Raw genomic sequence first — 25,150 nt, 5'->3', positions numbered from 1 at the left:
CTCAGCGCGCGCCCACGGCCGAGGCCGGCACACGGCGCTGCGCGCGCGCCGCGTGCGACCCGTACAGGGTGATCGACACGACGCCGAGCACCGCCAGCAGCGCGATGCCGACCGTGGCCGCCCAGCCCGCCGAGTGGTAGGCGAGGGCGCCCAGGGTGCCGCCCGCGCTGGAGCCGAGGTAGTACGCCGACTGGTAGAGCGCGGAGGCCTGCGCCCGGCCCGTCTTCGCCGTCCGGCTCACCGCGGCGGACGCCACCGCGTGCCCCGCGAAGAAGCCCGCGGTGATCAGCACCAGCCCGAGCACGATCACCGGGAGCGACTCGGACAGCGACGCCAGCAGTCCCAGCGCCGTGGTGGTCACGGCCAGGTACAGCGCGCCGCGCCGCCCCGCGCGGGCCACCAGCTTGCCGGCGGCGGCGGAGGAGACCGTACCGACCAGGTAGATCAGGAAGATCGACCCGATCACGCCCTGGCCGAGCGAGAACGGCTCGTCCACCAGCCGGTAGCCGATCACGGTGTAGACCGCGCCGAAGACCGTCATGAACAGTGCGCCGATCCCGTACAGCCGCAGCAGCAGCGGATCGCGCAGGTGGCCGGCGACGGTACGGCCCACCGCGCGCGGGTTCAGCGACGCGGGCCGGAAGAACCGCGCCCGGGGCAGCAGCACCAGGAAGGCCACCGCGCACGCCAGCGCCATCAGGGCGACGGCCAGCAGGCCCGCCCGCCAGCCCCACAGCTGCGCGGCCCAGCCGGTGACCAGGCGGCCGCTCATGCCGCCGATGGAATTGCCCGCCACGAACAGGCCGATCGCGGCGACCAGGGCCTTCGGCTTGACCTCCTCCGCCAGGTACGCCATCGCGGAGGCCGGAACCCCGGCGATCGCTGCGCCCTGGACGGCGCGCAGCGCCACCAGCCACTCCACGTTCGGCGCGAACGGCACCAGCAGGCCCACCCCGACGGCGATCACCATCGAGCAGGTCATCATCCGGGTGCGGCCGAACCGCTCGGACAGCGCGCTCAGCGGCAGGACGAACAGGGCGAGCGCGCCGGTGGCCGCGGACACCGTCCAGCTGGCCTGCCCCGCGGTCACCCCGAGGCCGGCGGAGATCGCGGGCAACAGCGCCTGGGTGGAGTAGAGGAGGGCGAAGGTCGCGAGTCCGGCGGCGAAGAGCGCGAGGCTCATCCGGCGGTAGCCGGGGCGGCCGGGGGAGAGGGGCTGCGGTGCGGGGGACGACGGGGTGGAGGCACCCGGGATGACGGGTGCCCCGGTATGAACGGGAGGCATGCTTCGACGGTAGGCCCGTCTTTTTCATGCGTCCAATGCACAGAATCGCGATAATCGATCCACTGATGCATCAACCCAGCTCAGAAGCGTGGATGTCGATGAACCGTTACGTAGAAGACATGGCCGTGACAACTTTGCTGGCCCCGCGGCTGGCCTACTTCGTCGCGGTCGCCCGCCACGAGCACGTCACCCGCGCCGCCCACGAGCTGGGCGTCCCGCAGTCGACCCTGTCCCGCGCCATGGTCCGGCTCGAACAGGACCTCGGCGTCACGCTGTTCGCCCGCAAGGGCCGTACGGTCGCCCTCACCACGGCCGGCCGCACCTTCCTGGCCTCGGCCGAGCAGGCCCTGACGGAGATCGGCCGCGCCGCCGAATCCGTACAGCAGGACGCCGATCCGGCGGCCGGCAAGGTGGCCTTCGGCTTCCTGCACACCCTGGGCTCGGAGACCGTGCCCGGCCTCATCCGCGCCTTCCGCGCCGACCACCCGCGGATCCGGTTCTCCCTCGTCCAGAACTACGGCGAGGCCATGCTGGAGAAGCTCCGGGCCGGCGAACTCGACCTGTGCCTGACCTCCCCGCTGCCGGACGCCCCCGACCTGGTCGCCCGGCGCCTGGACGAACAGCGGCTGCGGCTGGTGGTCCCGGACGACCACCGCCTCGCGACCCGCAAGCGCATCCGCCTCGCCGAGGCCGCCGAGGAAACCTTCGTCACCCTGGAGCCCGGCTACGGGATGCGCCGCATCACCGACGACCTGTGCGCGGAGGCCGGGTTCACCCCGAAGATCGCCTTCGAGGGGGAGGAGGCCGAGACCCTGCGCGGCCTGGTCGCCGCCGGCCTCGGCGTGGCCCTCCTGCCACCCCCGGCCGTGGCCCGCCCCGGCGTGGTCGAACTGACGGTCACCGCCCCGCGCGCCGTCCGCGAGATCGGCCTCGCCTGGCTCGACGGCCACCCCGACACCCCGCCGGTGGCGGAGTTCAAGCGCTTCCTCCTCTCCCGCCGCGGCCGCCTGATCCCCGAACTGGACCCGTCCGTCGGCTGATCGGACGGCCGATCGGGCGGCGGAGCGGAAGACGGCGTTACTTCGGGCCGCCCGGGGGCGGGGAGGCGGAGGGGAGTTGTGCGTCGTCCGGTTGGGGTTCGCCGGAGGGGCCGATGCGGAGTTCGAAGTTGCCGCCGTACTCCTCGTGGCCCGCGGCCACCGCCACGGCCACGGCCTCCTCGCCCTGTTCGCCCTGGATGATGAGCGGGTCCCGGCGCAGGTCGCGCATGAGGGCCACGCACATACCGATCATGACCACGGTGAACGGCGCCGCCACGAGGATCGTCAGGTTCTGCAGTCCGGCGAGCGCATCGCCCTCGCCGTTGCCGATCAGCAGCATGATCGCCGCGACGGCGCCGGTCACCACGCCCCAGAAGACGACCACCGGCCGGGACGGTTCGAGGACGCCCTTCTGCGAGAGCGTGCCCATCACGATGGAGGCGGCGTCGGCGCCGGAGACGAAGAAGATGCCGACGAGGACCATGACCAGCAGGCTCATCACGGTGGCGAGGGGGAACTGCTGGAGCAGCCCGAAGAGCTGGCCCTCGGGGGTGCTCTCCCGGGCGAGTTCGCCGCTCTCCCGCAGCTTCATGGCCGTGCCGCCGAAGACGGAGAACCACAGCAGGCTGACCGTGCTCGGTACGAGGATGACGCCGCCGATGAACTGCCGGATGGTGCGGCCGCGGCTGATCCGGGCGATGAACATGCCGACGAAGGGGGTCCAGGAGATCCACCACGCCCAGTAGAAGACCGTCCAGCTGCCCAGCCACTCGGCGACCTCGCCGGCGCCGGTGGCCTCGGTACGGCCGATGAGCTGGGGGAGGTCGCCGAGGTAGGCGCCCAGGGACGTGGGCAGGAGGTCGAGCACGATGATGGTCGGCCCGGCGATGAACACGAACACGACGAGCACGAGCGCGAGCACCATGTTGATGTTCGACAGCCATTGGATGCCCCGCTCCACGCCGGAGACCGCCGAGGCGACGAAGGCGACGGTCAGGACGGCGATGATGCCCACGAGGAGCGCCGTGCTGACGGTGTCCATCCACCCCAGCTCACGGAACCCGCTGCCGATCTGGAGGGCCCCGAGTCCGAGCGACGCCGCGGACCCGAAGAGGGTGGCGAAGATCGCCACGATGTCGATGACCCGCCCGGCCCCACCGTGCGCGTGCCGGGCGCCGATCAGCGGCTCGAACACGGCGCTGATCGTCTGGCGGCGGTTGCGGCGGAAGGTGCTGTAGGCGATGGCGAGCCCGACCACCGCGTAGATCGCCCACGGATGAAGCGTCCAGTGGAACAGCGTGGTGGCCATCGCCGTCTGCATCCGCTCGGCGGAGTCGACGGGGTGTGTGCCGGGCGGGGGCGTGCCGTAGTGGGCCAGGGGTTCGCTCACGCCGTAGAACATGAGCCCGATGCCCATGCCGGCACTGAACATCATGGCGACCCAGGAGACGGTGCGGAACTCCGGGACCTCGTCCTCGCGGCCGAGGCGGATCCGGCCGTAGCGGCTGATCGCCAGCCAGAGGGCGAAGACGACGAAGCCGGTGGCGGCGAGCATGAAGGCCCAGCCGCCGTTGTGGATGAGCCCTTCGAGCAGGCCGCTCGACACGCTCTCCAGCGAGTCCGTTGCCACGGCGCCCCACAGGACGAACGCGAGGGTCAGGCCCGCGGTGACCCCGAAGACCACCTTGTCCGTGCGGGAACGTTGGTAGGCCGGCACGAAGCCCCCTTTCGCCCGAGGGCTGGAACGGCAAATCATGACAGATCGTCATGTACTGGCGATTTAACCCCACCCCGCCCCACGAAGGCCGCAAGCCGCCCCTTCCAGCCTCGCCGGCCCAGTCCAGCCCCTCCGGCCCGCCTTTCAGCCCCTCCGGCGTTTGAGGAGCGGGGTCTGGGGCGGAGCCCCAGGGAACCCGGCTCCGCCGGGCACCGGGCTCTGCCCGGACCCGCGCCTCAAACGCCGGCGAGGCTGGAAGTGGGCCGGCGAGGCTGGAAGTGGGCCGGCGAGGCTGGAGGTGGCCTGGAAGGGACCGCCGTTACGGCGGCGGCGGGGGCGGGGTGACCGAGAGCAAGTAGCCCGCCTGGAAGCGGGACTTGGCACCCACCGCGCGCATGATTTCGGCGATGTGCCGCTGGCAGGTCCGTTCCGACATGCCCAGACGGCGCGCGATCACCTTGTCCTCCAGGCCCTCCGACAGAAGCCGCACGATCGTCTGCCGCAGCTCGTCCGAGATGGACCGGGCCGCCTCGGGGCCCACCGACGTGGGGAAGGGATCCGCGCCCAGCCAGGAGCGCTCGAAGGTCGCCGTCATGAAGTGCACGACGCTCGGCTCCCGCACCACCAGCGCCGCCCCGCTGCGGTCCGGTACCGCCATCAGCCCCGTGTGGTCGTCGAAGATCAGCATGCGCATCAGCCCGTCGCCCAGCGTCCGTACCTGCGCCCCCAGTGCCGTCACCCGCTCGACGTAGGCCGCCGTGGGCCGTGAGTAGCGGGCCGTGTGCTGGTAGATCGTCCGCATCGAGACCCCGCGCGTCAGCAGCGACTCGTCCCGCCCGATCGACTCCTCCAGCGTCTCCAGCGGGCGGCCCCCGCCGGGCTGCGAGGTCAGCAGCTCCCGCTCGCACGCGGCGACCAGCTCCGCGATCAGTGCGCGCACCGCGCCGAGGTCCGTGACCAGCTCCAGGCGGCCCGACTCGCTCAGGTCCCGGTGCGCGGTCCCCGCCTCGTACGCGGGTACCAGCGCCTCCAGCCGGCCGCGCAGCCGGTCCATCTCGTCGTGGGTCTCCCGTACGAGCAGGGCCAGCGGGGCCAGGGCCCGGGCCGCCGCGGCCCGGGGGGCCACCGCGCTCCAGCGGTCCGGGTCGTCGCCCGGGGCCCGCTGGAGCAGGTGCGCGGCGGCCAGCTCGGTGATGGCGGCGGCAGCACGCACGCCCAGGGCGCCGGTGGCCTCGCACGCGTCGAAGGCGTGCCGCTCCACGGCGTACGCGTACAGGCGCCGGGCGGCGGGGCTCAGCTCCTCGGCAGGCATATGCGTATGCGTCCCGAGTTAGGTGGATTTATAAACCCCTCGTATTCCCGCAAGGCGGCAAGACGACGCCTGGAATGTCGCCGTCTGCATATTCCGAAGAGGCACAGTGGTTGCGCGGCGCGAGGGGGAGCGCGGTGCGCGCGGCGGACACCCAGGCGAGGACGGGGGCCCGTGTCCTGCTGTGCCCGCGCCGGCCGTGGTGGTCGCGCCGGGTCCATTCGGTGCCATCCGACCGTGAGGGGGCGGAGCGGCGGGTACGGGTGGACCGGCGCGGCCCCGAACGACGGGAGGGCCGGAGCGGCCCCGACGGCTGCGACCGGCCGTGGGGGACCGCCCGCCCGTCAGCCGTCAGCCGTCAGCCGTCAGCCGTCAGCCGTCAGCCGTCAGTCGTCGTCCGCCGCCGCAGCCGTCAGCTGTCGGCCGGCTTCGCGTAGTCGCTGTAGCCGGTCCAGTCCAGTACGACGCACGGCTCGTCACCCAGCACCCAGGCGTCGTGCCCGGGCGCGATCTTGATGAACTCGCCCGGGCCGAGGTCGGCGCTCTCCCCGTCGTCCATGACCAGCTTCATCCGGCCGCTCACGACGTACCCGGTGTGCGCGGACTCGCAGCTGTCCGTGCCCGCCAGCGGCTTGACGTGCAGCGACCAGCGCCAGCCCGGCTCGAAGACGGCGCGCCCCACCGCCCCGCCCTCGGTGTTGAACAGGTCCAGCCTGCCCGTCCCGGCCTCGAAGGGCCGCGTCTCGTCCGGCTGGTCGAAGTTCTTGTGGACCAATCCACCCATGGCCGGTCGCCTCCGGTAGCGGAACGGTTCCCCGAGTCCACTTCCCACGGTACGCGCACGCAGGGCGCGGTTCACTTTCTCAGCGATCTCCCGAAGCCCGAGGCCAGCGGCATCCGCAGGCCCAGCGGCGGCGGCGCGGCGAGCGCGTCCGTCACGGGCCGCGAGTACCGCCCCGAGAACATCGCGCCCAGCACGAAGTCCACGGCCAGTGCCACGACTTCGGGCTGGTGCTCGCGCAACCCGTGTCCGTCCGAGTGCACCTCGAAGCGGCACGTCGCCCGGTTCGCCTTCTTCGCGCGCGCCGCCAGCCGGAAGGAGCTCTCCGGGTCGCTGCGCGCGTCGTCGGTGCCGTGCACGATCAGCACCTGCCGCCCCGACAGCTGTTTCACCGGTTCAGGGGAGTCCGCCCGGGTCCCGGGGGTTAAGCAAGGGGCCATCGCCACGACCGAGTTGACGGCCCCGTGGCCCGCCGCCCGCAGCGCGGCCAGGCCGCCCGCGTCATAGCCGGCCAGGCAGACCGGTACGTCCCCGTAGCGCCGCACCACCTCGTCCGCCGCCCACCGCGCCTGCTCCTCCCGGGCGGAGTCCCCGCCGTGGATGACCGTGTGCGTGACCAGCCCCTCCGCCCCGCCCGCCCGGGCCAGCGCCCGCGCGAGCGGGCGCATGGGACCGGGGGAGAATCTGGACGCCCCGGGAAGCAGGAGCACCACCCCGTTGACCGCACTTTCCGTCGAACCCGAGCCGGTTCTCGCGCCGGCCGCCCGCCCCAGACGGGCCCCGCGCGCCGGCGGCGCATGCAATGCCATGGCGGAACAGTCTCAGACCTTCGGGTGTACGCCATCCGTCCGCACGGTCTCTGTTACATATCGACGCCTGCCGTCGGGGCCCCGCTCTACGCGCGTAGGAGTAGAGTGCGCAGATGACGAGCGAGACCCCCAACCTGCCGACCGCGGATCAGATCCGCCGTTCCCCGAAGGTGCTGCTGCACGATCACCTCGACGGTGGACTGCGCCCCGGGACCATCATCGAGCTGGCCCGCGAGGTCGGCTACGAGAACCTCCCCGAGACCGACGCCGACAAGCTCGGCATCTGGTTCCGTGAAGCCGCCGACTCGGGCTCCCTCCCGCGCTACCTGGAGACCTTCGCGCACACCTGCGCGGTCATGCAGACGAAGGCCGCCCTCTTCCGGGTCGCCGCGGAGTGCGCCGAGGACCTGGCCGAGGACGGCGTCGTGTACGCCGAGATCCGCTACGCGCCCGAGCAGCACCTGGAAGCCGGCCTGACCCTCGAAGAGGTCGTCGAGGCCGTGAACGACGGCTTCCGCGAGGGCGAGCGCCGCGCGAAGGCGGCCGGCCACCGCATCCGCGTCGGTGCCCTGCTGACCGCGATGCGCCACGCCGCGCGTGCGCTGGAGATCGCCGAGCTGGCGAACCGCTACCGGGACAACGGTGTGGTCGGCTTCGACATCGCCGGTGCCGAGGCCGGGTTCCCTCCCACCCGCCACCTCGACGCCTTCGAGTACCTCAAGCGCGAGAACAACCACTTCACCATCCACGCGGGCGAGGCCTTCGGCCTGCCGTCGATCTGGCAGGCCCTGCAGTGGTGCGGCGCCGACCGTCTCGGTCACGGTGTGAAGATCATCGATGACATCGAGGTCGCCGAGGACGGTTCCGTGACCCTGGGCCGCCTGGCCTCGTACGTCCGGGACAAGCGCATCCCCCTGGAGATGTGCCCGACCTCGAACCTGCAGACCGCCGCGGCCGCCTCGTACGCCGAGCACCCGATCGGCCTGCTGCGCAAGCTGCACTTCCGCCTGACGGTCAACACGGACAACCGTCTGATGAGCGGCACCAGCATGAGCCGCGAGTTCGAGCACCTGGTCGACACCTTCGGTTACACGCTCGACGACATGCAGTGGTTCACCGTCAATGCGATGAAGTCCGCGTTCATTCCTTTCGATGAACGACTGGCCATGATCAATGAAGTGATCAAGCCCGGCTATGCGGAGCTGAAGTCGGAGTGGCTGTTCAAGCAGACCGCTTCCACCAGCGGTTCTCTCTCGGCCTAGGCCATGGCATGACGTAACGGAAGCGCCCGGGAAGCGGAATTCCCGGGCGCTTTCTCGTATTTAAGGATGTTTGCGGGCGAGGGTTTGAAGTGACTAGTTTGCGGAGCCGCTCAATTCCCCGTCGCAAGGACAACTTTTCATGAAGAAGTCAGCTGCCAAGACCCTCGGTACCGCCGCTCTCGGTGTCGCCTTCGCCGCGGTTGCCGCCGGTACCGCCTCCGCCGCCGTCCCCGCGGTCGGCCTCACCGACGCGCTGGGCACCGCCACCGGCGCGCTCCAGGGCGTCACCAGCCAGCAGCACGTGAGCCCGGAAGGCCAGCAGTCGAGCGACCCCACCTCTCAGGTCACCGGTGTGCTGACCCCGCTCACCAACGGTCTGAACGGCCTCGGCGGCTGAGACCGGCCCCGCCGCGACGCGTACACGTGTGCGGTGGGTGGATGCCCATTCGATCGGGTATGTGTCCCGCCGCACCGTGTGCCACGATCGCCACCAACTGCCCGCCGACGCTTTGGGTATGAGGTTCTCGGTCATGCGCATGAAGGCACGAGCGACGATGGTCGCGCTGGTCCCCGCCCTGCTCCTCGCCGCCGTGGGGTGCAGCAGCACCAACACCCCCGCGACGGGCAAGGCCCCCGATCCGAAGGGCTCCGCCGGCAGCACCTCCGGTACGTCCGGAGCCCCGGCGCCGTCCACCGCGGCGAGCGGATCGGGCGCGCCGAAGACCGGTGGCAGCGCCCTTGAGCGGTCCGCGCTGGCACAGGGCGACCTGCCCGGCTACCAGGTCTCCGCCCAGGGCAAGAACCCCAACGCCCCGGACGGCCAGCCGCAGGCCGACAAGAAGGCCTGCCAGCCGCTGGCCGACATCATGGGCGACAAGCCGGACCCGTCCGCGCGCGAGACCGTCAGCCGCGGCATCGGCTCCCAGAAGCAGATCGGGCTCGCCGTGTCCGCCTCGGTCAGCTCCTACTCCGAGAGCGACGCCAAGGCGCTGATCTCCCGGCTCAAGGCGGCCGTCGCCGCCTGCGGGTCGGGCTTCTCCGCCAAGGTCGAGAAGCAGAGCGGCAGTTACCGCGACGTGAAGGCCGCCGACTACCGCACGGGCGGCGACGAGAGCGTCAGCTGGACCATGACCGCGGCCGCCGAGGGCGTCTCGGCGCAGGTCCACCTGGTGGTGGTGCGCGAGGGCGACACCGTCGTGCGGCTGATGGCCCTCAATGTGGCCGCTGCCCAGCAGAAGGCCCAGGTGCCGCAGGAAGTGGCCGACAAGCAGCTGGAGAAGGTGCAGAAGGCCGGCTGACGACCGGCCCGCCGCGTGGGCGCGGGCGGCCGGCCCGTCGAGCGGCCGGCCGGTGCAGCGGCGGCCGGACCGGCCGCCGCCCGCCTACCAGGCGGCGGAAGTGGACTTCTCGTTCGGCAGCAGCACCCACAGTGCGATGTAGACCAGGAACTGCGGGCCGGGCAGCAGGCACGAGACCACGAATATGGCGCGCATCGCGTTCGCGGAAATTCCGAAACGCCGCGCCAGTCCGGCGCACACTCCGCCGATCCAGCGGCCGTCACGGGGGCGGACCAGGGCGCTCATGAGGTTCTCCTTCGTCGGGATCGCTTTCTTGCGATGCCTCAATACTCCCGCTGGACCGCCGACAGAACGTCGGTCCAGGGACCGAGCCCGACCCTGGAAATCTTCGGGGTATCCCCCTGATAAACGGTGTGTGAGCGCCTCATCCGGGCCCGCAGCGCCGGTACGACGGCCACGTGCGCGAGCACCACGCCCAGGGTGTTCAGCAGCACCGAGTCCACGTCGACGACCTGGCCCGGGACCGCGGTCTGGAGCATCTCGATGCACACCGAGGCCAGCGCGCCCGCGGCGGCCGTCCGGGCCAGCGAGGACCACGCGGACAGGGCCGACGGCGCGAGCCGGCCGCTGATCAGCGGCAGCAGCACCCCGAGCGGGGCCAGCAGCGCGAGTCCCTCACCGATCCGCCGGGCGGCCTCCAGGGGCCCGAGGGCCAGATCGGCCGAGATCCCCTCCAGCGGGCTCAGATTGGCCGCCGCGGCCCAGGGCACGTCCAGCGGCCGCAGGGTCAGCCAGCCGACGACCACGAAATGGGCGGCGAGCAGGGCCCCGGCCAGCAGGCGGAGACGGAGGTTGATCGCGGTGGCGGTGGCGGCGCTTTCGCTGCCCTCATGACGCTGCACACCTGCGAGGACGCACCACCCGGTAGCACCGGTTCCGGCCAGGAGGGGGGTGTGGCGGGGAGCACGCGAAACGGGGCGCAACCGGCACCCCGGCCGGTCAGCGGGTGGCGACGAGGACGATCAGGAGCAGCGCGCCGGCGAGGGCGGGCGCGATGATCTCGTACGACCAGTGCACCTGGACACTGCCCTGGGCGCCGGGCCGCGCGGCGTTGTTCTCGGCCAAGCCCTGGAGCTCGTCGACGATCTTGTCGGCGCTGGCCCGCATCGGTTCGGACGGGGCGGTACGGGCCCGCGCGCCCGGATCGGCAGAGGCGCCCGGGTCGCGGCGGTCCAGGGCGCTGTGGCGCAGCTGCTGCCGGTTGGCCTTCTTCCGCTCCCGCAGCGAGACCGGCACCGACCAGAGCTGGTACTTCGACCCCTCGGCCAGCACCTCGGCCGAGTACCCGGCACGCACCGCGTCCACGGCCGCCCAGGGCAGCTCGATGATCCGGAACGGGTTGCGGACGCGCAGCCGGTCGGCATTGGCGAAGACGGCCGGGCGGATCGTGAAGGCGACGATCAGCGGTACGACGCACAGCGCCACCGCCAGCGCGATCCACGGGGTGTTGCCCGAGCCCCGCACCACGGCGTCGCCGCAGAGCCATGCGGTCAGCGCGAGCAGCAGTACCCCCGAGACGACGCCCATGGAGGATCGGTAGACCCGGTCTGCGTACACCGGCTCGTCGGTCGGCTGCTGGCTGCTCATGGGGTCGATTCTGCCCCACGGCATCTCAGCCCACGAGATCGGCGTACAGGATGATGTTGTCGGGCCGGTGGCCGTCGGTCAGCTCGCCGCCGCAGGTGATGACGCGCAGCTCCGGGCGGGCGGTGTTCCCGTACACCTTGGCGGTCGGGAACTGCTTCTTGCCGACCTGCTCCAGCTCCCGGACGCGGAAGACGGCGGTGGTGCCGTCGGCCCGGGAGACGGTGATCTCCTCGCCGGTGCGCACGCGCGAGACGTCCGCCAGCACCGCCGGGCCGCGTGCGGTGTCGAAGTGGCCGATGAGCACGGCGGGCCCGGTCTCGCCCGGGGTGACGCCCTTGGTGTACCAGCCGATCTTGTCGCCGTCGGCCACGGAGGGCACTTCGACGGTGCCGTCCGCGGCGAGGCCCAGCTCCAGCACGGGCGAGGTGTCCACCCCGGCCGCGGGGATCCGTACGCGGACGGGTGCGGAGGCGGGCAATGGTGAGGCCGTCGCGGACGGCGCCGGATCGGCGGCGGGTGCGACGGACGGCGCGCCCGCGGTGGCCGCGGGTGCGCGGTGGGGAGCACCGGTGGACGCGCCGCAGCCGGTGAGGGCGAGGCAGAGCAGGACGGCGGCGAGCGGGAGGCGTACGCGGTGGGGCATGAGGGCGGTGCTCCGGGGACGCGTGCGGCGGGCCACCGGGGTGGGTGGCCCGCCGCACGGAGGGACGAGGAGGTGGGGCGGGTCCGTCAGCGCTGGGTGCGGGCGCGGCGGCGGGCCAGGAAGGTGACGCCGAGGCCCGCGACGACGGCGGCGAGGCCCGCGCCGGCGTAGGCAGTCGTGGAGTCGTCCGTGTCCTGCGCGGTGCGCTCGGCGCCCGCGGCCACGCCGCCCTCGGGGACGACGGTGGTCTGGCCGGCGGTCTGCGGCATGGCGGCGGCAGGGGCGGTGGCGGACGGCTTCGTGGACGGCTCGGCCGACGGCTCGGGCTTCGGCTTCGGGGCGGGGTCCGGCTGCGGCTTCTCGGTCGGCGCCCGGAAGGTGTAGTCGAAGGTGCAGCCCTCGGGCAGCTTCGGGAAGGTCGCGTGGCCGTACCAGTCGTTGCCGCCCTGGGTCTTCCACTCGAAGACCGGCTCGGCGGAGCTCGCGTTCAGGATGCGGGCGACGATCCCGGCGCCCGCCGGCAGCGAGGGGGTCTCGCGGTCCAGGATCTTGATGTTCTCCGGGGTCGAGGGGATCGACTCCAGCTGGGCGGTCGGGCCGTTCGGGGACGTCTTCAGCCGGGCCAACATGCCCGCCCCCATGTCGTGCGACACGGGCTCGCTCGTGCACTGGGGTCCCTGGCCCTTCGGCAGCGGCCAGGACGTGGTCGTGCCGTCCTTGGTCCCGGTGAGGACGTAGGCGTTGCCGCTCTTGACCAGCTTCAGCTCCAGCCCGTTGGCCCAAATGGAGGAGCTGCCCGGGGTCAGCACCCCCAGGGAGCGGGTCGGGAAGGTGTCCGGCTCGCCCTTGCCGAGGGCCAGGATCTCCACCTCCGGGCCGTCGGCGGTGTGGCGCACCATCGCGGCGAACCCGGGAGCGATGTCGATGCGCGTGCCCCCGTGGCCGCTGTCCGAGACGGACGCGGCCGGACCGGTCTGCGGGGCGGTGGCGGCGTACGCCGTGCCCGCGACCGGCGCGAGGAGGGCACCGGCGAGGACCGCGGTGGCGAGGGAAGTACGGAGGGCGGTACGCATAACGACTCCTTGGAGCGTGGTCCCGGAAAATGGAGGAGAGTCGCATGCCGCGGTTTTCTCTGGCCGTGAGAGCCGGGTGAGTGTCTGGCGGGCTGCTGAGAACAGAGTTGCGGATCCAGTGCGAGCGGACGATCCGGCTCCTGTCATGAGCCCGTAACGGAGAGTGGAGGTGTCGATTCCATAGCGGATTCGGGGGCGGGGGTGACAGGTCGCTACGCGCGTAGATATGCTCATCTGGTGACCATGCCCACCACCCTCACCGCATTCGCTGACGTGACGACGTCCGACAGTGCGCTGCGCCGCTTCCTGCACGGGCTGCCCGGCGTCGACGCTGTCGGCCTGGAGGCCCGCGCGGCCTCCCTCGGCACCCGTTCGATCAAGACGACGGCCAAGGCGTACGCCATCGACCTGGCCATCTCGATGATCGACCTGACGACGCTGGAAGGCGCGGACACCCCGGGCAAGGTCCGGGCGCTCTCCGCCAAGGCCGTCAATCCCGATCCGACCGACCGCACGACCCCGATGACGGCCGCCGTCTGTGTCTATCCCGACATGGTGGCCACCGCGAAGGCCGCGCTGAACGGGGCCGATGTCAAGATCGCCTCCGTCGCCACCGCCTTCCCGGCCGGTCGTGCCGCCCTGCCCGTGAAGCTCGCGGACACCCGTGACGCCGTTGCCGCCGGCGCCGACGAGATCGACATGGTCATCGACCGTGGCGCCTTCCTCGCCGGCCGCTACCTGGAGACGTACGAGCTGATCAGGGCCATCAAGGAGGCCTGCGTCCGCGAGGACGGCAGCGCCGCGCGCCTGAAGGTCATCTTCGAGACCGGTGAGCTGTCGACCTACGACAACATCCGCCGCGCCTCCTGGATCGGCATGCTGGCGGGCGCCGACTTCATCAAGACGTCGACCGGCAAGGTCGGGGTCAACGCCACTCCGGCGAACACCCTGCTCATGCTCGAGGCCGTCCGCGACTTCCGCGCGCAGACTGGAATCCAGATCGGCGTGAAGCCGGCCGGCGGCATCCGCACCACCAAGGACGCGATCAAGTTCCTGGTCCTGGTCAACGAGACCGTGGGCGAGGACTGGCTGAGCAACCACTGGTTCCGCTTCGGCGCCTCCAGCCTGCTCAACGACCTGTTGATGCAGCGCCAGAAGCTGAGCACCGGCCGTTACTCCGGTCCCGACTACGTGACGGTGGACTGATCACCATGGCATCTGCATTCGAGTACGCACCGGCTCCCGAGTCCCGCTCGGTCGTCGACATCGCCCCCTCCTACGGGCTCTTCATCGACGGTGAGTTCACCGACGCCGCCGACGGCAAGGTCTTCAAGACCGTCTCGCCGAGCAGCGAGGAAGTCCTCGCCGAGGTCGCCCAGGCGGGTACCGCCGACGTGGACCGCGCCGTGAAGGCCGCGCGCAGGGCGTTCGAGAAGTGGTCCGCGCTGCCCGGCTCCGAGCGCGCCAAGTACCTCTTCCGCATCGCCCGGATCATCCAGGAGCGCAGCCGCGAGCTCGCCGTCCTGGAGACCCTGGACAACGGCAAGCCGATCAGGGAGACCCGCGACGCGGACCTCCCGCTGGTCGCCGCGCACTTCTTCTACTACGCGGGCTGGGCCGACAAGCTCGACCACGCGGGCTACGGCGCGAACCCGCGCCCGCTCGGCGTGGCCGGCCAGGTCATCCCGTGGAACTTCCCGCTGCTGATGCTCGCGTGGAAGATCGCCCCGGCCCTCGCGGCCGGCAACACGGTCGTCCTGAAGCCCGCCGAGACCACCCCGCTCTCCGCGCTGTTCTTCGCGGACATCTGCCGCCAGGCCGGTCTGCCCAAGGGCGTCGTCAACATCATCCCCGGGTACGGGGACGCGGGCGCCGAGCTGGTCGCGCACCCGGACGTCGACAAGGTCGCCTTCACCGGCTCGACCGCGGTCGGCAAGGCCATCGCCCGTCAGATCGCCGGTACGGACAAGAAGGTCACCCTGGAGCTGGGCGGCAAGGGCGCCAACATCGTCTTCGACGACGCCCCCATCGACCAGGCCGTCGAGGGCATCGTCAACGGCATCTTCTTCAACCAGGGCCAGGTCTGCTGCGCGGGCTCCCGCCTGCTGGTCCAGGAGTCGATCCACGACGAGCTGCTGGACTCCCTCAAGCGCCGCCTCTCCACGCTGCGCCTGGGCGACCCGCTCGACAAGAACACCGACATCGGCGCGATCAACTCCGCCGAGCAGCTCGCCCGGATCACCGCGCTCGCGGAGACCGGCGAGGCCGAGGGCGCCGAGCGCTGGTCCCCGGCGTGCGAGCTGCCGTCCTCCGGCTACTGGTTCGCCCCGACGCTCTTCACGAACGTCACCCAGGCGCACACCGTCGCCCGCGACGAGATCTTCGGCCCGGTGCTGTCCGTGCTGACCTTCCGTACGCCCGACGAGGCCGTCGCCAAGGCCAACAACAGCCAGTACGGCCTCTCCGCCGGCATCTGGACGGAGAAGGGCTCGCGCATCCTCGCGGTCGCCGGCCAGCTCCGCGCCGGGGTCGTCTGGGCCAACACGTTCAACAAGTTCGACCCGACGTCGCCCTTCGGCGGCTACAAGGAGTCGGGCTTCGGCCGCGAGGGCGGCCGCCACGGCCTGGAGGGCTACCTCGCCCCGTCGAACCCGAAGGGTGAGCGCTAATGGGAACCGCTGAGTCTTCTGTGACCCGTTTGAACGTCTTCAAGACCTACAAGCTGTACGTCGGGGGCAAGTTCCCCCGCTCCGAGAGCGGCCGGGTGTACGAAGTGACGGACTCGAAGGGCAAGTGGCTGGCCAACGCCCCGCTGTCCTCCCGCAAGGACGCGCGTGACGCCGTCGTCGCCGCCCGCAAGGCCTTCGGCGGCTGGTCGGGCGCGACCGCGTACAACCGCGGGCAGATCCTCTACCGCATCGCCGAGATGCTGGAGGGCCGCCGCGAGCAGTTCGTCCGCGAGGTCGGCGAGGCCGAGGGCCTGTCCAAGTCGAAGGCGGCCGCGGTCGTCGACGCGGCCATCGACCGCTGGGTCTGGTACGCGGGCTGGACCGACAAGATCGGCCAGATCGTGGGCGGGGCCAACCCGGTCGCGGGCCCGTTCTTCAACCTCTCCACCCCGGAGCCGACCGGTGTGGTCACGGTCCTCGCCCCGCAGGACTCGTCCTTCCTGGGCCTGGTCTCGGTGATCGCCCCGGTGATCGCGACGGGCAACACGGTCGTCGTCATCGCCAGCGAGAGCTCCCCGCTGCCGGCCCTCTCCCTGGGCGAGGTGCTCGCCACCTCCGACCTGCCCGGCGGCGTGGTCAACATCCTGTCCGGCAAGGCCGGCGAGATGGGCCCGCACCTGGCGTCCCACCAGGACGTCAACGCGATCGACCTGGCGGGCGCCGACGCGGCGCTGGCCAAGGAGCTGGAGATCGCGGCGGCCGACAACCTCAAGCGCGTCCTGCGTCCACAGCCTGTGGACGACTGGAGCGCCGACCCGGGCACGTCGCGCATGACGGCGTTCCTGGAGACCAAGACCGTCTGGCACCCGACCGGGTCGCTGGGCGCGGGCGGCTCGTCCTACTAGTCCTCCTGGGACAGGCCCCCGCACGAGACCGGCCCCGGCAGCGTCCCCCGCGCTGCCGGGGCCTTCTCGTACCTTCCTGGGCCCGCTGTCCGCGCCTACGCCTTCGGGAGCACCGGCCCGAGCAGCGAGGAGGCGGCGGCGGTGGGCAGTTCACCGACCGAGGGCCCCTGGGTCAGGATCCCGGTGACCATGCCGGTCCCGACGGACGGGAAGTCGGCGACCTTCGTGGCGACGCCGTTGTCCAGCGGGTCCACACCGGTGTGCGCGAGCGGGTTCACCTTGAGGTTCGCGATCGGGTCGGTGACCCCGGCCAGGGCCGCCGGGACGTCGAGTTCGCCGGCCTGGGCGCCGCCCGCGGCCATCGCCAGGGCCGCACCGGCCATCGAGACGGTCAGTCCGGCGCTGCGGAGCCGGTGGGGTAGGGAAGGGGCTGCGTGACGTGCCATGGAGATCCCGCCTGAGGTCGTAGTCGCGTGCGCACGCAGCGTAGTTGAGGTGTGTTCCTGGACACCAACCGGCCACCGGGAGGATCCCCTACCCGGGGGAATGGTTCAGACTGGTGTCCCGTGAGCTCCTCCTCTCCTTCGCCGACCCGAGTCGTCCTGCTGACCGGTCCGTCGGGCTCCGGAAAATCCTCGCTGGCCGCCCGATCGGGTCTGCCCGTGCTGCGCCTCGACGACTTCTACAAGGAGGGTGACGACCCCTCCCTCCCGCTCGTCGACGGCAGTTCCGACATCGACTGGGACTCCCCGCTGTCCTGGGACGCGGACGCGGCGGTCGCCGCGATCGCCGAACTGTGCGCGGCGGGGCGGACCGACGTCCCGGTGTACGACATCGCGACGAGCTCCCGCACGGGTGCCGAGAGCCTCGACATAGCCCGTACCCCGCTGTTCATCGCGGAGGGCATCTTCGCCGCGGACGTGGCCGCCCGCTGCCAGGAGCTCGGCCTCCTCGCGGACGCCATCTGCCTGCGGGGGCGCCCCTCCACGACCTTCCGCCGCCGGCTGGCCCGCGACCTGCGGGAGGGCCGCAAGTCCGTGCCGTTCCTGCTGCGCAGGGGCCTGCGGCTGATGCGTGCCGAGCGGGGCATCGTGGCCCGGCACGTCGCCCTGGGAGCACACGCCTGCGCCGGCGACGAGGCCCTCGGCCGGCTGGCCGCGGCCGCGGCCGGCCGCCACCGCACGGCGACCCCGGCGTAGCAGCCGGGGATCCTCAGCGGCGGGACCAGCGCTCCGTCAAGGTGGTGATCGCGGCCGCGGCCCGGTCGAGGCCGCGGTCGTCGCCGCGGAGCGTCTTGTTCAGCTCGACGTGGAGGAAGCGGGACTGACGGTCGGCGGCGGTCCGGCCCTGTTCGTTCTCCCGGCCGGCGAGCTTGCAGCGGGCGGAGTACGCCGTGCAGACCTCCAGGCCGTCGCGCCGCAGCGCGGCGGTCAGCTGCTCCGCGTCCGCCACGGCGCTGTCGCCGGCCCCCGTGGAGACCACCGCGTCGCGCCCGCGGAACGACTCGTCGGCGAACCCGTGCAGCTGGACCCCCGGCAGGTTGCGCCGGGCCAGCTCCTCCACCACGCCGTGGAAGACCGAGTCGTCGCGGTGGGCCACGTCCGCCGCCCCGCCCTCGCCCGCGTCGCGGTGGGCGCCCGCGAGCACCAGTACTCCGCCGGGTGCGCCGCGCAGCACCCGCGCCCCCAGCAGTTCGGTGCGGGCGTCGGCGACGGGGTGGGGGACCTGGACCGACCAGCGTGCGGGCCGGTCCAGGTCCACGTAGACCCGGCCCCAGCCGCGGCCGGTGTGGCCCGATTCACTCACCTCGTCCGCCACCTCGGCGTACCGGCGCCCGTCGGCGCCGTCCGTGACGGTGCGCAGGGTGAAGTCGATCTCGGAGAAGCCGGTCCGCGCCGCTTCCGTGTCGCCGTCGAGCAGGTGGGCGAACGCCCTGGTGAACGCCTGCCGTTCCTGGTCCGTGGGGGTGCGGTAGCCCCCGCGTTCGCTGAAGCCGGCGGTGAGGCGGGCGATCCGCTGCTCCAGGCCGATGTCGGCGGAGCGCCGGGGCGCGGGGCCGGCCGGCGGCGTGCTGTCCGGGCCCGTCGTCCGAAGTGCGAAAACGGCACAAAGGGCGATGAAAGCGCCGCACAGAACCGCAATCGTTATTCGCCTGGTCAGTGGAGCGCTCATAGTCATACGAAAATAACGGAGTGATGCACTCCGGTCCTCGTCCCTCCGCCCTTCGTCCCGGCCCGTCCGCCACCGGCTCCCGCCGGCCCACCGGCCCGCGCTGACCGAACGCCCCCGGGCCTCGCGGCACGCTCCGCACACCCCCTACGACCAGATCATCACACTTTCCCAGGCCGCACCGGCTCCAGGACAGAACGAAGAGGAGCCCGCGTTGGCCGCGTCGCGATCGAGGCGGCGGCACCGGAGCCGCCGTCGGGCCGACATGTCGCTGCTGGGCGGTATCCGCCCGCCCATCGCGGCCCTGTCCGCCCTGCTGCTGGCCCTCGCCGCCCTCACCGCGTTCCAACTCGGCCACGTGGGCAGGGAGACCGTACCGCCGGCCGTTCTCACCTCCCAGCAGTACTTCGCGGAGGACGGCGCCATCGCCCTGCGCGCCTCCCTGGACGAGAGCATCACGGACATCGGCCGGACCGCCTCCCTGTTCAGCTCCGGCGAACCGGTCTCGCCCGACTCCGTGCTCGACAAGCTCGGCAGCGTCTACCAGAAGTGGCGCGGCACGGCCGTGATCGAGATCAAGTCGGGCCGTCTCGAGGCGCAGCGCGGCGAGAACCTCCCGCTGACCGCCCTCGACCTGACCGCGCTCGACGAGGAGGACGGCCTCGCCCCCCGCATGGTCCGGCTGGAGAACGGCGAGACCCGCCTGCTCACCCTCGCCCTGCTGTCCTGGCCCGACCGCCCCCAGCAGCTCCTGGTCGCCTCCAGCAGCCTGAAGGTCCCGGGCATCAGCCTGGGCCGGTCCCGCGCCATCGCCGTCCTCGACTCCTCCGGCCAGATCCTCGGCAGCGACGGCGTCGGCAGTTCCGGACCGGAGCAGCGGCAGCTCGGGAAGTTCGCGAAGACCGTCGCCCAGAAGGCCGCCCGGCACCCCCTCCAGGCCAAGGAGCCCGGCTCCGGCGGCTTCGCGGGCGTCAGCGGCAGCCTGCTCGGGGACTCCAGGAACGGACACCGATCCGTGGCCGGCTACGCGAAGCTCACCGGTTCGCAGCCCGGTGTGGGCACCGACGCGACCGCCCTCGGCCTCACCGTCGTCTCCTTCGTCGGCGTCGCCGAGGAACGCTCCGCCGCCGTCGACTCCTTCTTCTGGATCGCCGCGTCCGCCGCCCTGCTGGTGCTCGGAGCACTGGCCGTTACCCTGCTCGTGACCACCGTCCAGCGCCCGCTGCTCCGGCTGTTCCTGGAGAGCCGACGGATCGGCCGAGGCGACCTGAACCGGCCGGTCACCGTGCCGAAGTACGGCGAGGCCGCCCGCATCGGCGCCGCCCTGGACCGGCTGCGCCGCCAACTGCTCGGCGAGCCCGGAGCGGAAGCCGCCGGCCCCCGCGGCGGCCGCCGCTCCCGGATCGGCACCCGCGCCCTCCTCGCGGTGAGCGGGATCCTGCTCCTGGTGTGGTCGGCGCCGCTGCTGCTGACGCTCAACCGCGCCGGGGCCTCCGTCGACGTACCCAGGACCATCGTCGACGACCAGCGCGAACGCACCGACACCCTGGCCGACCGGGTGCGCCGGGCCCTCAACGAAGGACACGCCGACCTCACCTCCGTCGCCTCCGCCATCAGCGACCGCACCACCCCCGCCGAGCTCACCAAGCTGCTCGAGCGCACCCGGAACCAGCACGGACGCTACGAGTCCCTCTACGTCCTGAGCGCCGACGGCACCGTCATGGCCCGCACCGGCGCCAAGCCCCACCACCCCGCCGGCACGGCCCCCTCGAAGCAGCCCGTGACCCTGGTCGACAGCGGCAACCGGCCGGTCATCACCGAGTACGCCGAGGCACCCGGCCTGCCCGGCGCCTCCGTGGTCGGCGAGCTGCGCATCGACTTCCTCAACGCCCTGCTCAAGCGACCCGGCCTGGGCGAGGTCCACGTCGTCGACGCCGGGCACCGGGTGATCGGCGGCAACAACGGCTACCTGGCCTTCGCGCCGCTCTCGGACCCCGGGCTGGACGCCCTGGTGAACGCCGCCAACGAGAAGGCCGGCGCCGCCGGGAAGAGCGGCACGGACGAGAAGGCGGAGAAGGGCCCGCGCGCCAGGAGCACCCTGCTCCGCGACGGCGGCGTCTTCGTCGCCGCCGCGGCGCCGATGACCGGCGGGGGCGTGGCCCAGCCCCTGGAGTGGACCGTCGTCACCCGGCAGCCGGCCAAGGGCCTGGAGATCCCCGCGTACACCGCGCAGAACCGCACCGTCCTGGCCGGACTGCTCGGCCTCACGGGCGCCGTGGCCTGCCTCGGCTGGATCCACATCATCATCGTGCGGCCGCTGCGCGACCTCGCCGGGCGTGCGGAGGACCTCGCCGACGGCGACCGCCGCACCGTCGTCTACCCGACCCACCACGACGAGGTCGGCGCCGTCACCCGCAGCCTCGAAGTCATCCGCCTGCAGCTGCTGGAGCAGCGCAAACGGGACGCCGCCGGCGTCGGTACCGGCGGCCGGACGCCCGGCCGTGCCACCCCGGCCGGAAGGAACTGATCCACCGTGCTCTTCCTCTACTGCGTGCTGCTCTTCTGCTGCCTGGTCATGCTCGTCGCGGGCGTCGTCGAGCAGCGCCGGCACTACGCCAACCTCGCGCAGATACCGAACCGGGTGCTGGTCAACGGCATCCGCGGCAAGAGCTCCATCACCCGGCTGTGCGCGGGAGCCCTGCGCGGCGGCGGGCTGCTGACCGTCGCCAAGACCACCGGCACCGCGGCCCGCTTCATCCACCCGGACGCCACCGAGGAGCCCGTCTACCGGAAGTTCGGCATCGCCAACGTCGTCGAACAGATCGGCATCGTCCGGCGCGCCGCCGCCTACCGGCCGCACGCACTGGTCATGGAGTGCATGGCGGTCATGCCGGCACTCCAGGAGATCAACCAGTCGAAGCTGATCCAGTCGACCATCGGCGTGCTGTGCAACGTCCGCGAGGACCACGTCGCCGAGATGGGACCCACCCTCGACGACATCGCGCGATCCCTGTCGCGCTCGATGCCGCACGGCGGAATCTGCGTCACCGCCGAGAAGGAGCGCTTCCACGTGCTCCAGGAGGAGGCCGACGCGAGGAACTGCACGCTCCTCTACGCCGACCCCGACACGGTCAGCGACGACGAGCTGCGCGGCTTCAGCTGGTTCACCTTCAAGGAGAACGTCGCCATCGCGCTCACCGTCGCCGAGCTCCTCGGCGTCGACCGCGAGACCGCCCTCCAGGGGATGTACGACGCCCCGCCGGACCCGGGCGTGCTCTCCGTCGAGCGGTACGTGGCCCCCGGCGGCAAGCGGGTGCGCTTCGCCAACGTGTTCGCCGCCAACGACCCCGAGTCGACGCTGATGAACATCAACCAGCTGCTCGACCTGGGCGCCGTCGACCGCCCCCTCAACGTCGTGATCAACTGCCGCCCGGACCGCGTCGAGCGCAACGGCCAGATGGGCGCGATCGTCCCCGACCTGATGCCCGACAAGGTCTTCGTGATCGGGCACCCGGCCAAGAGCGCCATCGACGCGATCCCGGCCGAGTGGCGTGGGCGCGCCGTCGACCTCGGCGGCGACCAGCGCGACGGCGAGGAGTTCATGAACGAGCTGATCGGCCACCTGGGCGAAAGCTCCTCACTGGTCGCCATCGGCAACATCCACGGCCAGGGCGAGATCCTCCTGGAACACCTGGCGGAACTCCCCGGCTTCGAGGACGAACCCGACCGGGACGGGCCCGACCGCGACGAGCCCTACCGGGACGAGCCCCGCGCGGCCGCCCCGGACCGCGGGCCCGCCGTACCCGGCCGGGCCGCCCCCGCGCCGCCGCTGTACGTGCCGCACCTCGATCCGTACGCCGACCTCACCGCCGCCCAGGAAGCCCGGTACGCGCAGCCCCCCGTGCCGCGGCAGTACGTCCACCCGCAGCATCAGCACCAGCACCCGCCGCACGGACAGCCCTGGCCGCCCCACCCGTACGAGCCGCAGCCGTACGAGCCCGACCCGAACCCGCAGTGGCAGAGCCCAGGAGACCCCCGTTGATCCCCGCAGTCCTCACCCCCGAGATCGCCGCGATCGGCATCGCGCTGGGCCTGCTGTTCTCCCTGCTCTGCTACCTGACGACGAACCTCTCGCCCGGCGGCATGATCACCCCCGGCTGGCTCGCGCTCACCCTCATCGAGGACCTCCAGCGCGCCGCGCTCGTCGTCGGCATCACCGCCCTGACGTACGCGCTCACCCTCGTCACCCAGAAGTTCGTCATCCTCTACGGGAAGCGCCTGTTCGCGGCCGTCGTCCTCATCGGAGTGCTCCTCCAGGCCACGGTGGTGATCGTGCTCCAGATGAAGTTCCCCCTGCTGTACGCGAACCAGACCCTCGGCTTCATCGTCCCCGGACTGATCGCCTACCAGCTCGTCCGCCAGCCCAAGGGCGCCACGCTGCTCGCCACCGGCTCCGCGACCCTCATGACGTACGTCGTCCTGACCTCGGGCATCCTGCTCGGCTTCATGCCGCACGCCTGACCGACGCCGGCCCGACCACCCGCACCGCCCGGAGCACACCGATGACCGCCAAGCCCGCCCGCCGCACCCGCCCCGTCCTGCACGCCGCCGTCGTGGGGCTCCTGCTGGCCGGCAGCGCGTACTTCACCTACGAGCTGCGCAAGGAGGAACAGGCCAAGGCCCCCGAGGTGCTGCGCGTCACCGACCAGGCGCACCGGGGCGGCGCCCAGGAGGGCGCCCAGAAGTGGGAGCGGCTGAAGAACCCGGAGCGCTCCGTTCTCCGGGGCGCCGACGGAGCCGTCCTCGCCACCTTCACGGACGGCGCGCGCACCGCGTCCCTCACCGGCAAGAGCCGCACCTTCACCGAGCCGGCCACCACCAGGACCCGCGTCGTCACCGACAACTGGGTCCGCCTGCTGCCGGAGAGCTGGCGCAGCGGCGCGGAGCGCGAGCAGTGGTTCCAGGACTGGTTCAAGAAGTACTACGGGAGCGAGGAGGACGACCTCTTCGCCATCGCCTTCCAGTACGGGGACCAGGCACCGGTCAAGAAGGACGCGGCCGGCGTCCAGTACGTGGGCGACGCGGCCTTCGGGCCGCTCAACCCGAAGGGCTCCGAGGGCAATGACCTGCGCCTGGAGCAGTCCGACTTCTACGACTACCTCGGCATCCCGTACACCTTCCGCAACGGCACCACCGAACAGCCCGAGAAGGCCAAGCACCGGTCCCTGGACTGCTCCGGCTTCATCCGCACGGTCTTCGGCTACCGCGGCCGCTTCCCCCTGATGGCCTCCGACACCGGCGGCAACGGCCTCCCGCGCACCGCCAACGGAATGGCCCGCTCCAAGGTCGGGGTGGACATCCTGGCCCTCAAGGGCGTCGGCCCGCAGGACCGGCCGGCCGCCGTCGACGTCCTCCAGCCGGGCGACCTGGTGTTCTTCAAGCTCGACTCGCGCACCGGCGACCGCCTGGACCACACCGGCATGTACCTCGGCAACGACGCGGACGGGCACAAGATCTTCATCTCGAGCCGTGAAGAGGCCAACGGCCCCACCATCGGTGACAAGGGCGGCGCCTCCCGACTCGACGGCAACGGCTACTACGCCGCAGCCCTGCGCAGCGCCAAGCGCCTGTGACCCGGCCGTCCGGGCGGCCCGCGGGCGCACCGGGCATGCGAAAAGGCGGGATCGCGCGGACCCCCGTCCGCCCGATCCCGCCTTTTCCCCCCGCGACCCCCGTCCCACCCCCGTAGGACGGGCCCCCTGGCCCGATGGCTTTTGTGTGTGCCGCGTTACGCGACGAGCTCCTCGAAGGACTCCGCCTCGTCACGGCCGAAGCTCAGCGCCTCGTCCTCCCGCAGGCGGCGCAGCGAGCGCCAGATGCTCGACTTCACCGTGCCGACGCTGATGCCGAGGATCTCCGCGATCTCCGGGTCCGTGCGGCCCTCGTAGTAGCGGAGCACCAGCATGGTGCGCTGCGGCTCCGGGATGCGGGTCAGTGCCTGCCACAGGACCGCGCGCAGCTCCGTACCGCGCATCGCGTCCGTGTCGGAGGCCGTCTCCGGCAGCTCCTCGGTCGGGTACTCGTTCAGCTTCCGCCGGCGCCACGCGCTGATGTGCAGGTTCGTCATCGTCCGGCGCAGGTAGCCGCCGACGGCCGCCTTGTCGCTGATCCGGTCCCAGGCGCGGTACGTGGAGAACAGCGCGCTCTGCAGCAGGTCCTCGGCCTCGTACCGGTCGCCGGTGAGGTGGAAGGCCGTCGCGTACAGGGCGGCCCGCCGCTCCTGGACGTACGCGGTGAACTCCGCCTCCGAGGTGGAGGAGGGCGTCTGCTCGGCGGCGGGAACCGCCTGGTACTGGTTTGCGTCAATGGCTACGACGTGGGCCGGCCGGGGACGGGCGACCGCCACCGTACGGACACCCGCCCGGCGGTTCACATCGTGCAGCCGCGTGACAACCGCGCTGGTCGTGGTGCTGTGCAGCGTGTTCATCTCGCGCCCCCCGTCGTGGAGTGTGTCTGCTTCGGTCCGTTGTGCGTTGATAGAAG

At 71.9% G+C, this 25,150-nt stretch carries 25 protein-coding genes; 12 read left to right on the top strand and 13 right to left on the bottom strand.

Going from position 1 to position 25,150, the window contains the following annotated elements; genetic code table 11:
• Window position 1: 1 nt before the first annotated feature.
• On the bottom strand, window positions 2–1,285 hold the full coding sequence (locus B6R96_RS14080) for an MFS transporter (RefSeq protein WP_030387569.1): 1,284 nt from the start codon (window positions 1,283–1,285) through the stop codon (window positions 2–4).
• 62 nt (window positions 1,286–1,347) lie between these two features.
• On the opposite strand from B6R96_RS14080, the gene B6R96_RS14075 reads away from it, so the two are divergent.
• On the top strand, window positions 1,348–2,325 hold the full coding sequence (locus tag B6R96_RS14075) for a LysR family transcriptional regulator (protein ID WP_030387570.1): 978 nt from the start codon (window positions 1,348–1,350) through the stop codon (window positions 2,323–2,325).
• Window positions 2,326–2,362: 37 nt separating this feature from the next.
• On the opposite strand, the gene B6R96_RS14070 is transcribed toward B6R96_RS14075, so the two are convergent.
• From B6R96_RS14070 to B6R96_RS14055, 4 genes are all read right to left on the bottom strand, one after another.
• Complete coding sequence (locus B6R96_RS14070; RefSeq protein ID WP_443069891.1) at window positions 2,363–4,042, bottom strand: BCCT family transporter; 1,680 nt, start codon at window positions 4,040–4,042, stop codon at window positions 2,363–2,365.
• A gap of 319 nt (window positions 4,043–4,361) precedes the next feature.
• Window positions 4,362–5,354 (bottom strand): helix-turn-helix transcriptional regulator, encoded by a 993-nt coding sequence (locus tag B6R96_RS14065; protein ID WP_237291420.1) that lies wholly within the window; start codon window positions 5,352–5,354, stop codon window positions 4,362–4,364.
• A gap of 409 nt (window positions 5,355–5,763) precedes the next feature.
• Entirely contained in the window at window positions 5,764–6,135 is a 372-nt protein-coding gene (locus B6R96_RS14060) for a cupin domain-containing protein (protein ID WP_081522621.1), read from the bottom strand.
• Between the two features lie 71 nt (window positions 6,136–6,206).
• A complete protein-coding gene (locus tag B6R96_RS14055; protein ID WP_078972382.1) occupies window positions 6,207–6,941 on the bottom strand; it encodes an alpha/beta hydrolase in 735 nt (244 codons plus the stop codon).
• 113 nt (window positions 6,942–7,054) lie between these two features.
• Here B6R96_RS14055 and B6R96_RS14050 point away from each other — a divergent pair, with 113 nt between their 5' ends.
• From B6R96_RS14050 to B6R96_RS14040, 3 genes are all read left to right on the top strand, one after another.
• Window positions 7,055–8,203 (top strand): adenosine deaminase, encoded by a 1,149-nt coding sequence (locus tag B6R96_RS14050; protein WP_030387575.1) that lies wholly within the window; start codon window positions 7,055–7,057, stop codon window positions 8,201–8,203.
• Between the two features lie 139 nt (window positions 8,204–8,342).
• Window positions 8,343–8,600: a hypothetical protein gene (locus B6R96_RS14045; protein ID WP_030387576.1), complete on the top strand. Its 258-nt coding sequence runs from the start codon at window positions 8,343–8,345 to the stop codon at window positions 8,598–8,600.
• Window positions 8,601–8,718: 118 nt separating this feature from the next.
• Entirely contained in the window at window positions 8,719–9,501 is a 783-nt protein-coding gene (locus B6R96_RS14040) for a hypothetical protein (protein ID WP_053705151.1), read from the top strand.
• A gap of 84 nt (window positions 9,502–9,585) precedes the next feature.
• Here the strand turns inward: B6R96_RS14040 and B6R96_RS14035 are convergent, their stop codons facing one another.
• The 5 genes from B6R96_RS14035 to B6R96_RS14015 form a co-directional block, all read right to left on the bottom strand.
• A complete protein-coding gene (locus B6R96_RS14035) occupies window positions 9,586–9,786 on the bottom strand; it encodes a PspC domain-containing protein (protein WP_030387578.1) in 201 nt (66 codons plus the stop codon).
• A gap of 38 nt (window positions 9,787–9,824) precedes the next feature.
• Window positions 9,825–10,403 carry a VanZ family protein gene (locus B6R96_RS14030; RefSeq protein WP_081522620.1) on the bottom strand — a complete coding sequence of 193 codons (579 nt, stop codon included), beginning with the start codon at window positions 10,401–10,403 and terminating at the stop codon, window positions 9,825–9,827.
• Between the two features lie 97 nt (window positions 10,404–10,500).
• Window positions 10,501–11,148: a PH domain-containing protein gene (locus B6R96_RS14025; RefSeq protein WP_081522619.1), complete on the bottom strand. Its 648-nt coding sequence runs from the start codon at window positions 11,146–11,148 to the stop codon at window positions 10,501–10,503.
• Between the two features lie 25 nt (window positions 11,149–11,173).
• Window positions 11,174–11,791: a class F sortase gene (locus tag B6R96_RS14020; RefSeq protein ID WP_081522618.1), complete on the bottom strand. Its 618-nt coding sequence runs from the start codon at window positions 11,789–11,791 to the stop codon at window positions 11,174–11,176.
• 86 nt (window positions 11,792–11,877) lie between these two features.
• The gene (locus B6R96_RS14015) at window positions 11,878–12,864 is read right to left on the bottom strand and encodes a hypothetical protein (protein ID WP_081522617.1); all 987 of its coding nucleotides are present in this window, start codon (window positions 12,862–12,864) and stop codon (window positions 11,878–11,880) included.
• A gap of 243 nt (window positions 12,865–13,107) precedes the next feature.
• On the opposite strand from B6R96_RS14015, the gene deoC reads away from it, so the two are divergent.
• Genes deoC through B6R96_RS14000 form a run of 3 tightly spaced genes read left to right on the top strand, consistent with a single transcriptional unit; the run spans window position 13,108 to window position 16,438 of the window.
• The gene (gene deoC / locus B6R96_RS14010) at window positions 13,108–14,070 is read left to right on the top strand and encodes a deoxyribose-phosphate aldolase (RefSeq protein WP_053172918.1); all 963 of its coding nucleotides are present in this window, start codon (window positions 13,108–13,110) and stop codon (window positions 14,068–14,070) included.
• 5 nt (window positions 14,071–14,075) lie between these two features.
• Window positions 14,076–15,533: an aldehyde dehydrogenase family protein gene (locus B6R96_RS14005; RefSeq protein WP_030387584.1), complete on the top strand. Its 1,458-nt coding sequence runs from the start codon at window positions 14,076–14,078 to the stop codon at window positions 15,531–15,533.
• On the top strand, window positions 15,533–16,438 hold the full coding sequence (locus tag B6R96_RS14000; RefSeq protein WP_030387585.1) for an aldehyde dehydrogenase family protein: 906 nt from the start codon (window positions 15,533–15,535) through the stop codon (window positions 16,436–16,438). Before B6R96_RS14005 ends, B6R96_RS14000 begins: the two co-directional genes overlap by 1 nt.
• Before the next feature lie 95 nt (window positions 16,439–16,533).
• On the opposite strand, the gene B6R96_RS13995 is transcribed toward B6R96_RS14000, so the two are convergent.
• A complete protein-coding gene (locus tag B6R96_RS13995) occupies window positions 16,534–16,884 on the bottom strand; it encodes a hypothetical protein (RefSeq protein WP_030387586.1) in 351 nt (116 codons plus the stop codon).
• A 51-nt stretch (window positions 16,885–16,935) separates the two neighbouring features.
• Here B6R96_RS13995 and B6R96_RS13990 point away from each other — a divergent pair, with 51 nt between their 5' ends.
• Window positions 16,936–17,637: a uridine kinase family protein gene (locus tag B6R96_RS13990; RefSeq protein ID WP_078626444.1), complete on the top strand. Its 702-nt coding sequence runs from the start codon at window positions 16,936–16,938 to the stop codon at window positions 17,635–17,637.
• A 13-nt stretch (window positions 17,638–17,650) separates the two neighbouring features.
• Here the strand turns inward: B6R96_RS13990 and B6R96_RS13985 are convergent, their stop codons facing one another.
• Window positions 17,651–18,610 carry a hypothetical protein gene (locus B6R96_RS13985; RefSeq protein ID WP_203351627.1) on the bottom strand — a complete coding sequence of 320 codons (960 nt, stop codon included), beginning with the start codon at window positions 18,608–18,610 and terminating at the stop codon, window positions 17,651–17,653.
• A 262-nt stretch (window positions 18,611–18,872) separates the two neighbouring features.
• Here B6R96_RS13985 and B6R96_RS13980 point away from each other — a divergent pair, with 262 nt between their 5' ends.
• Genes B6R96_RS13980 through B6R96_RS13965 form a run of 4 tightly spaced genes read left to right on the top strand, consistent with a single transcriptional unit; the run spans window position 18,873 to window position 24,240 of the window.
• On the top strand, window positions 18,873–21,134 hold the full coding sequence (locus tag B6R96_RS13980; protein ID WP_081522616.1) for a HAMP domain-containing protein: 2,262 nt from the start codon (window positions 18,873–18,875) through the stop codon (window positions 21,132–21,134).
• Window positions 21,135–21,140: 6 nt separating this feature from the next.
• The gene (gene pgsB, locus B6R96_RS13975) at window positions 21,141–22,649 is read left to right on the top strand and encodes a poly-gamma-glutamate synthase PgsB (RefSeq protein WP_081522615.1); all 1,509 of its coding nucleotides are present in this window, start codon (window positions 21,141–21,143) and stop codon (window positions 22,647–22,649) included.
• Window positions 22,646–23,128, top strand: a complete 483-nt coding sequence (locus B6R96_RS13970) for a poly-gamma-glutamate biosynthesis protein PgsC/CapC (protein ID WP_030009641.1) — start codon at window positions 22,646–22,648, stop codon at window positions 23,126–23,128. The genes pgsB and B6R96_RS13970 overlap by 4 nt, the downstream gene beginning before the upstream one ends.
• Window positions 23,129–23,169: 41 nt before the next feature.
• The gene (locus B6R96_RS13965; protein ID WP_081522614.1) at window positions 23,170–24,240 is read left to right on the top strand and encodes a C40 family peptidase; all 1,071 of its coding nucleotides are present in this window, start codon (window positions 23,170–23,172) and stop codon (window positions 24,238–24,240) included.
• Between the two features lie 155 nt (window positions 24,241–24,395).
• On the opposite strand, the gene B6R96_RS13960 is transcribed toward B6R96_RS13965, so the two are convergent.
• Entirely contained in the window at window positions 24,396–25,094 is a 699-nt protein-coding gene (locus B6R96_RS13960; RefSeq protein ID WP_053705143.1) for a SigE family RNA polymerase sigma factor, read from the bottom strand.
• Window positions 25,095–25,150 lie beyond the last annotated feature (56 nt).

The sequence above is a fragment of the Streptomyces sp. Sge12 genome (assembly GCF_002080455.1).
Classification (GTDB): Bacteria; Actinomycetota; Actinomycetes; order Streptomycetales; family Streptomycetaceae; genus Streptomyces.
Note: the sequence above shows the minus strand (reverse complement) of the source record. Positions and strands in the feature narration are given on the sequence as shown.

Excerpts from the sequence above, each read along its gene's own strand:
- B6R96_RS14080 (WP_030387569.1), bottom strand. The coding sequence starts at position 1,285 with ATGCCTCCCGTTCATACCGGGGCACCCGTCATCCCGGGTGCCTCCACC.
- B6R96_RS14065 (WP_237291420.1), bottom strand. The coding sequence starts at position 5,354 with ATGCCTGCCGAGGAGCTGAGCCCCGCCGCCCGGCGCCTGTACGCGTAC.
- B6R96_RS14060 (WP_081522621.1), bottom strand. The coding sequence starts at position 6,135 with ATGGGTGGATTGGTCCACAAGAACTTCGACCAGCCGGACGAGACGCGG.
- B6R96_RS14055 (WP_078972382.1), bottom strand. The coding sequence starts at position 6,941 with ATGGCATTGCATGCGCCGCCGGCGCGCGGGGCCCGTCTGGGGCGGGCG.
- B6R96_RS14050 (WP_030387575.1), top strand. The coding sequence starts at position 7,055 with ATGACGAGCGAGACCCCCAACCTGCCGACCGCGGATCAGATCCGCCGT.
- B6R96_RS14045 (WP_030387576.1), top strand. The coding sequence starts at position 8,343 with ATGAAGAAGTCAGCTGCCAAGACCCTCGGTACCGCCGCTCTCGGTGTC.
- B6R96_RS14040 (WP_053705151.1), top strand. The coding sequence starts at position 8,719 with ATGAGGTTCTCGGTCATGCGCATGAAGGCACGAGCGACGATGGTCGCG.
- B6R96_RS14035 (WP_030387578.1), bottom strand. The coding sequence starts at position 9,786 with ATGAGCGCCCTGGTCCGCCCCCGTGACGGCCGCTGGATCGGCGGAGTG.
- B6R96_RS14025 (WP_081522619.1), bottom strand. The coding sequence starts at position 11,148 with ATGAGCAGCCAGCAGCCGACCGACGAGCCGGTGTACGCAGACCGGGTC.
- B6R96_RS14020 (WP_081522618.1), bottom strand. The coding sequence starts at position 11,791 with ATGCCCCACCGCGTACGCCTCCCGCTCGCCGCCGTCCTGCTCTGCCTC.
- B6R96_RS14015 (WP_081522617.1), bottom strand. The coding sequence starts at position 12,864 with ATGCGTACCGCCCTCCGTACTTCCCTCGCCACCGCGGTCCTCGCCGGT.
- deoC (WP_053172918.1), top strand. The coding sequence starts at position 13,108 with ATGCCCACCACCCTCACCGCATTCGCTGACGTGACGACGTCCGACAGT.
- B6R96_RS14005 (WP_030387584.1), top strand. The coding sequence starts at position 14,076 with ATGGCATCTGCATTCGAGTACGCACCGGCTCCCGAGTCCCGCTCGGTC.
- B6R96_RS14000 (WP_030387585.1), top strand. The coding sequence starts at position 15,533 with ATGGGAACCGCTGAGTCTTCTGTGACCCGTTTGAACGTCTTCAAGACC.
- B6R96_RS13995 (WP_030387586.1), bottom strand. The coding sequence starts at position 16,884 with ATGGCACGTCACGCAGCCCCTTCCCTACCCCACCGGCTCCGCAGCGCC.
- B6R96_RS13985 (WP_203351627.1), bottom strand. The coding sequence starts at position 18,610 with ATGAGCGCTCCACTGACCAGGCGAATAACGATTGCGGTTCTGTGCGGC.
- B6R96_RS13980 (WP_081522616.1), top strand. The coding sequence starts at position 18,873 with ATGTCGCTGCTGGGCGGTATCCGCCCGCCCATCGCGGCCCTGTCCGCC.
- B6R96_RS13965 (WP_081522614.1), top strand. The coding sequence starts at position 23,170 with ATGACCGCCAAGCCCGCCCGCCGCACCCGCCCCGTCCTGCACGCCGCC.
- B6R96_RS13960 (WP_053705143.1), bottom strand. The coding sequence starts at position 25,094 with ATGAACACGCTGCACAGCACCACGACCAGCGCGGTTGTCACGCGGCTG.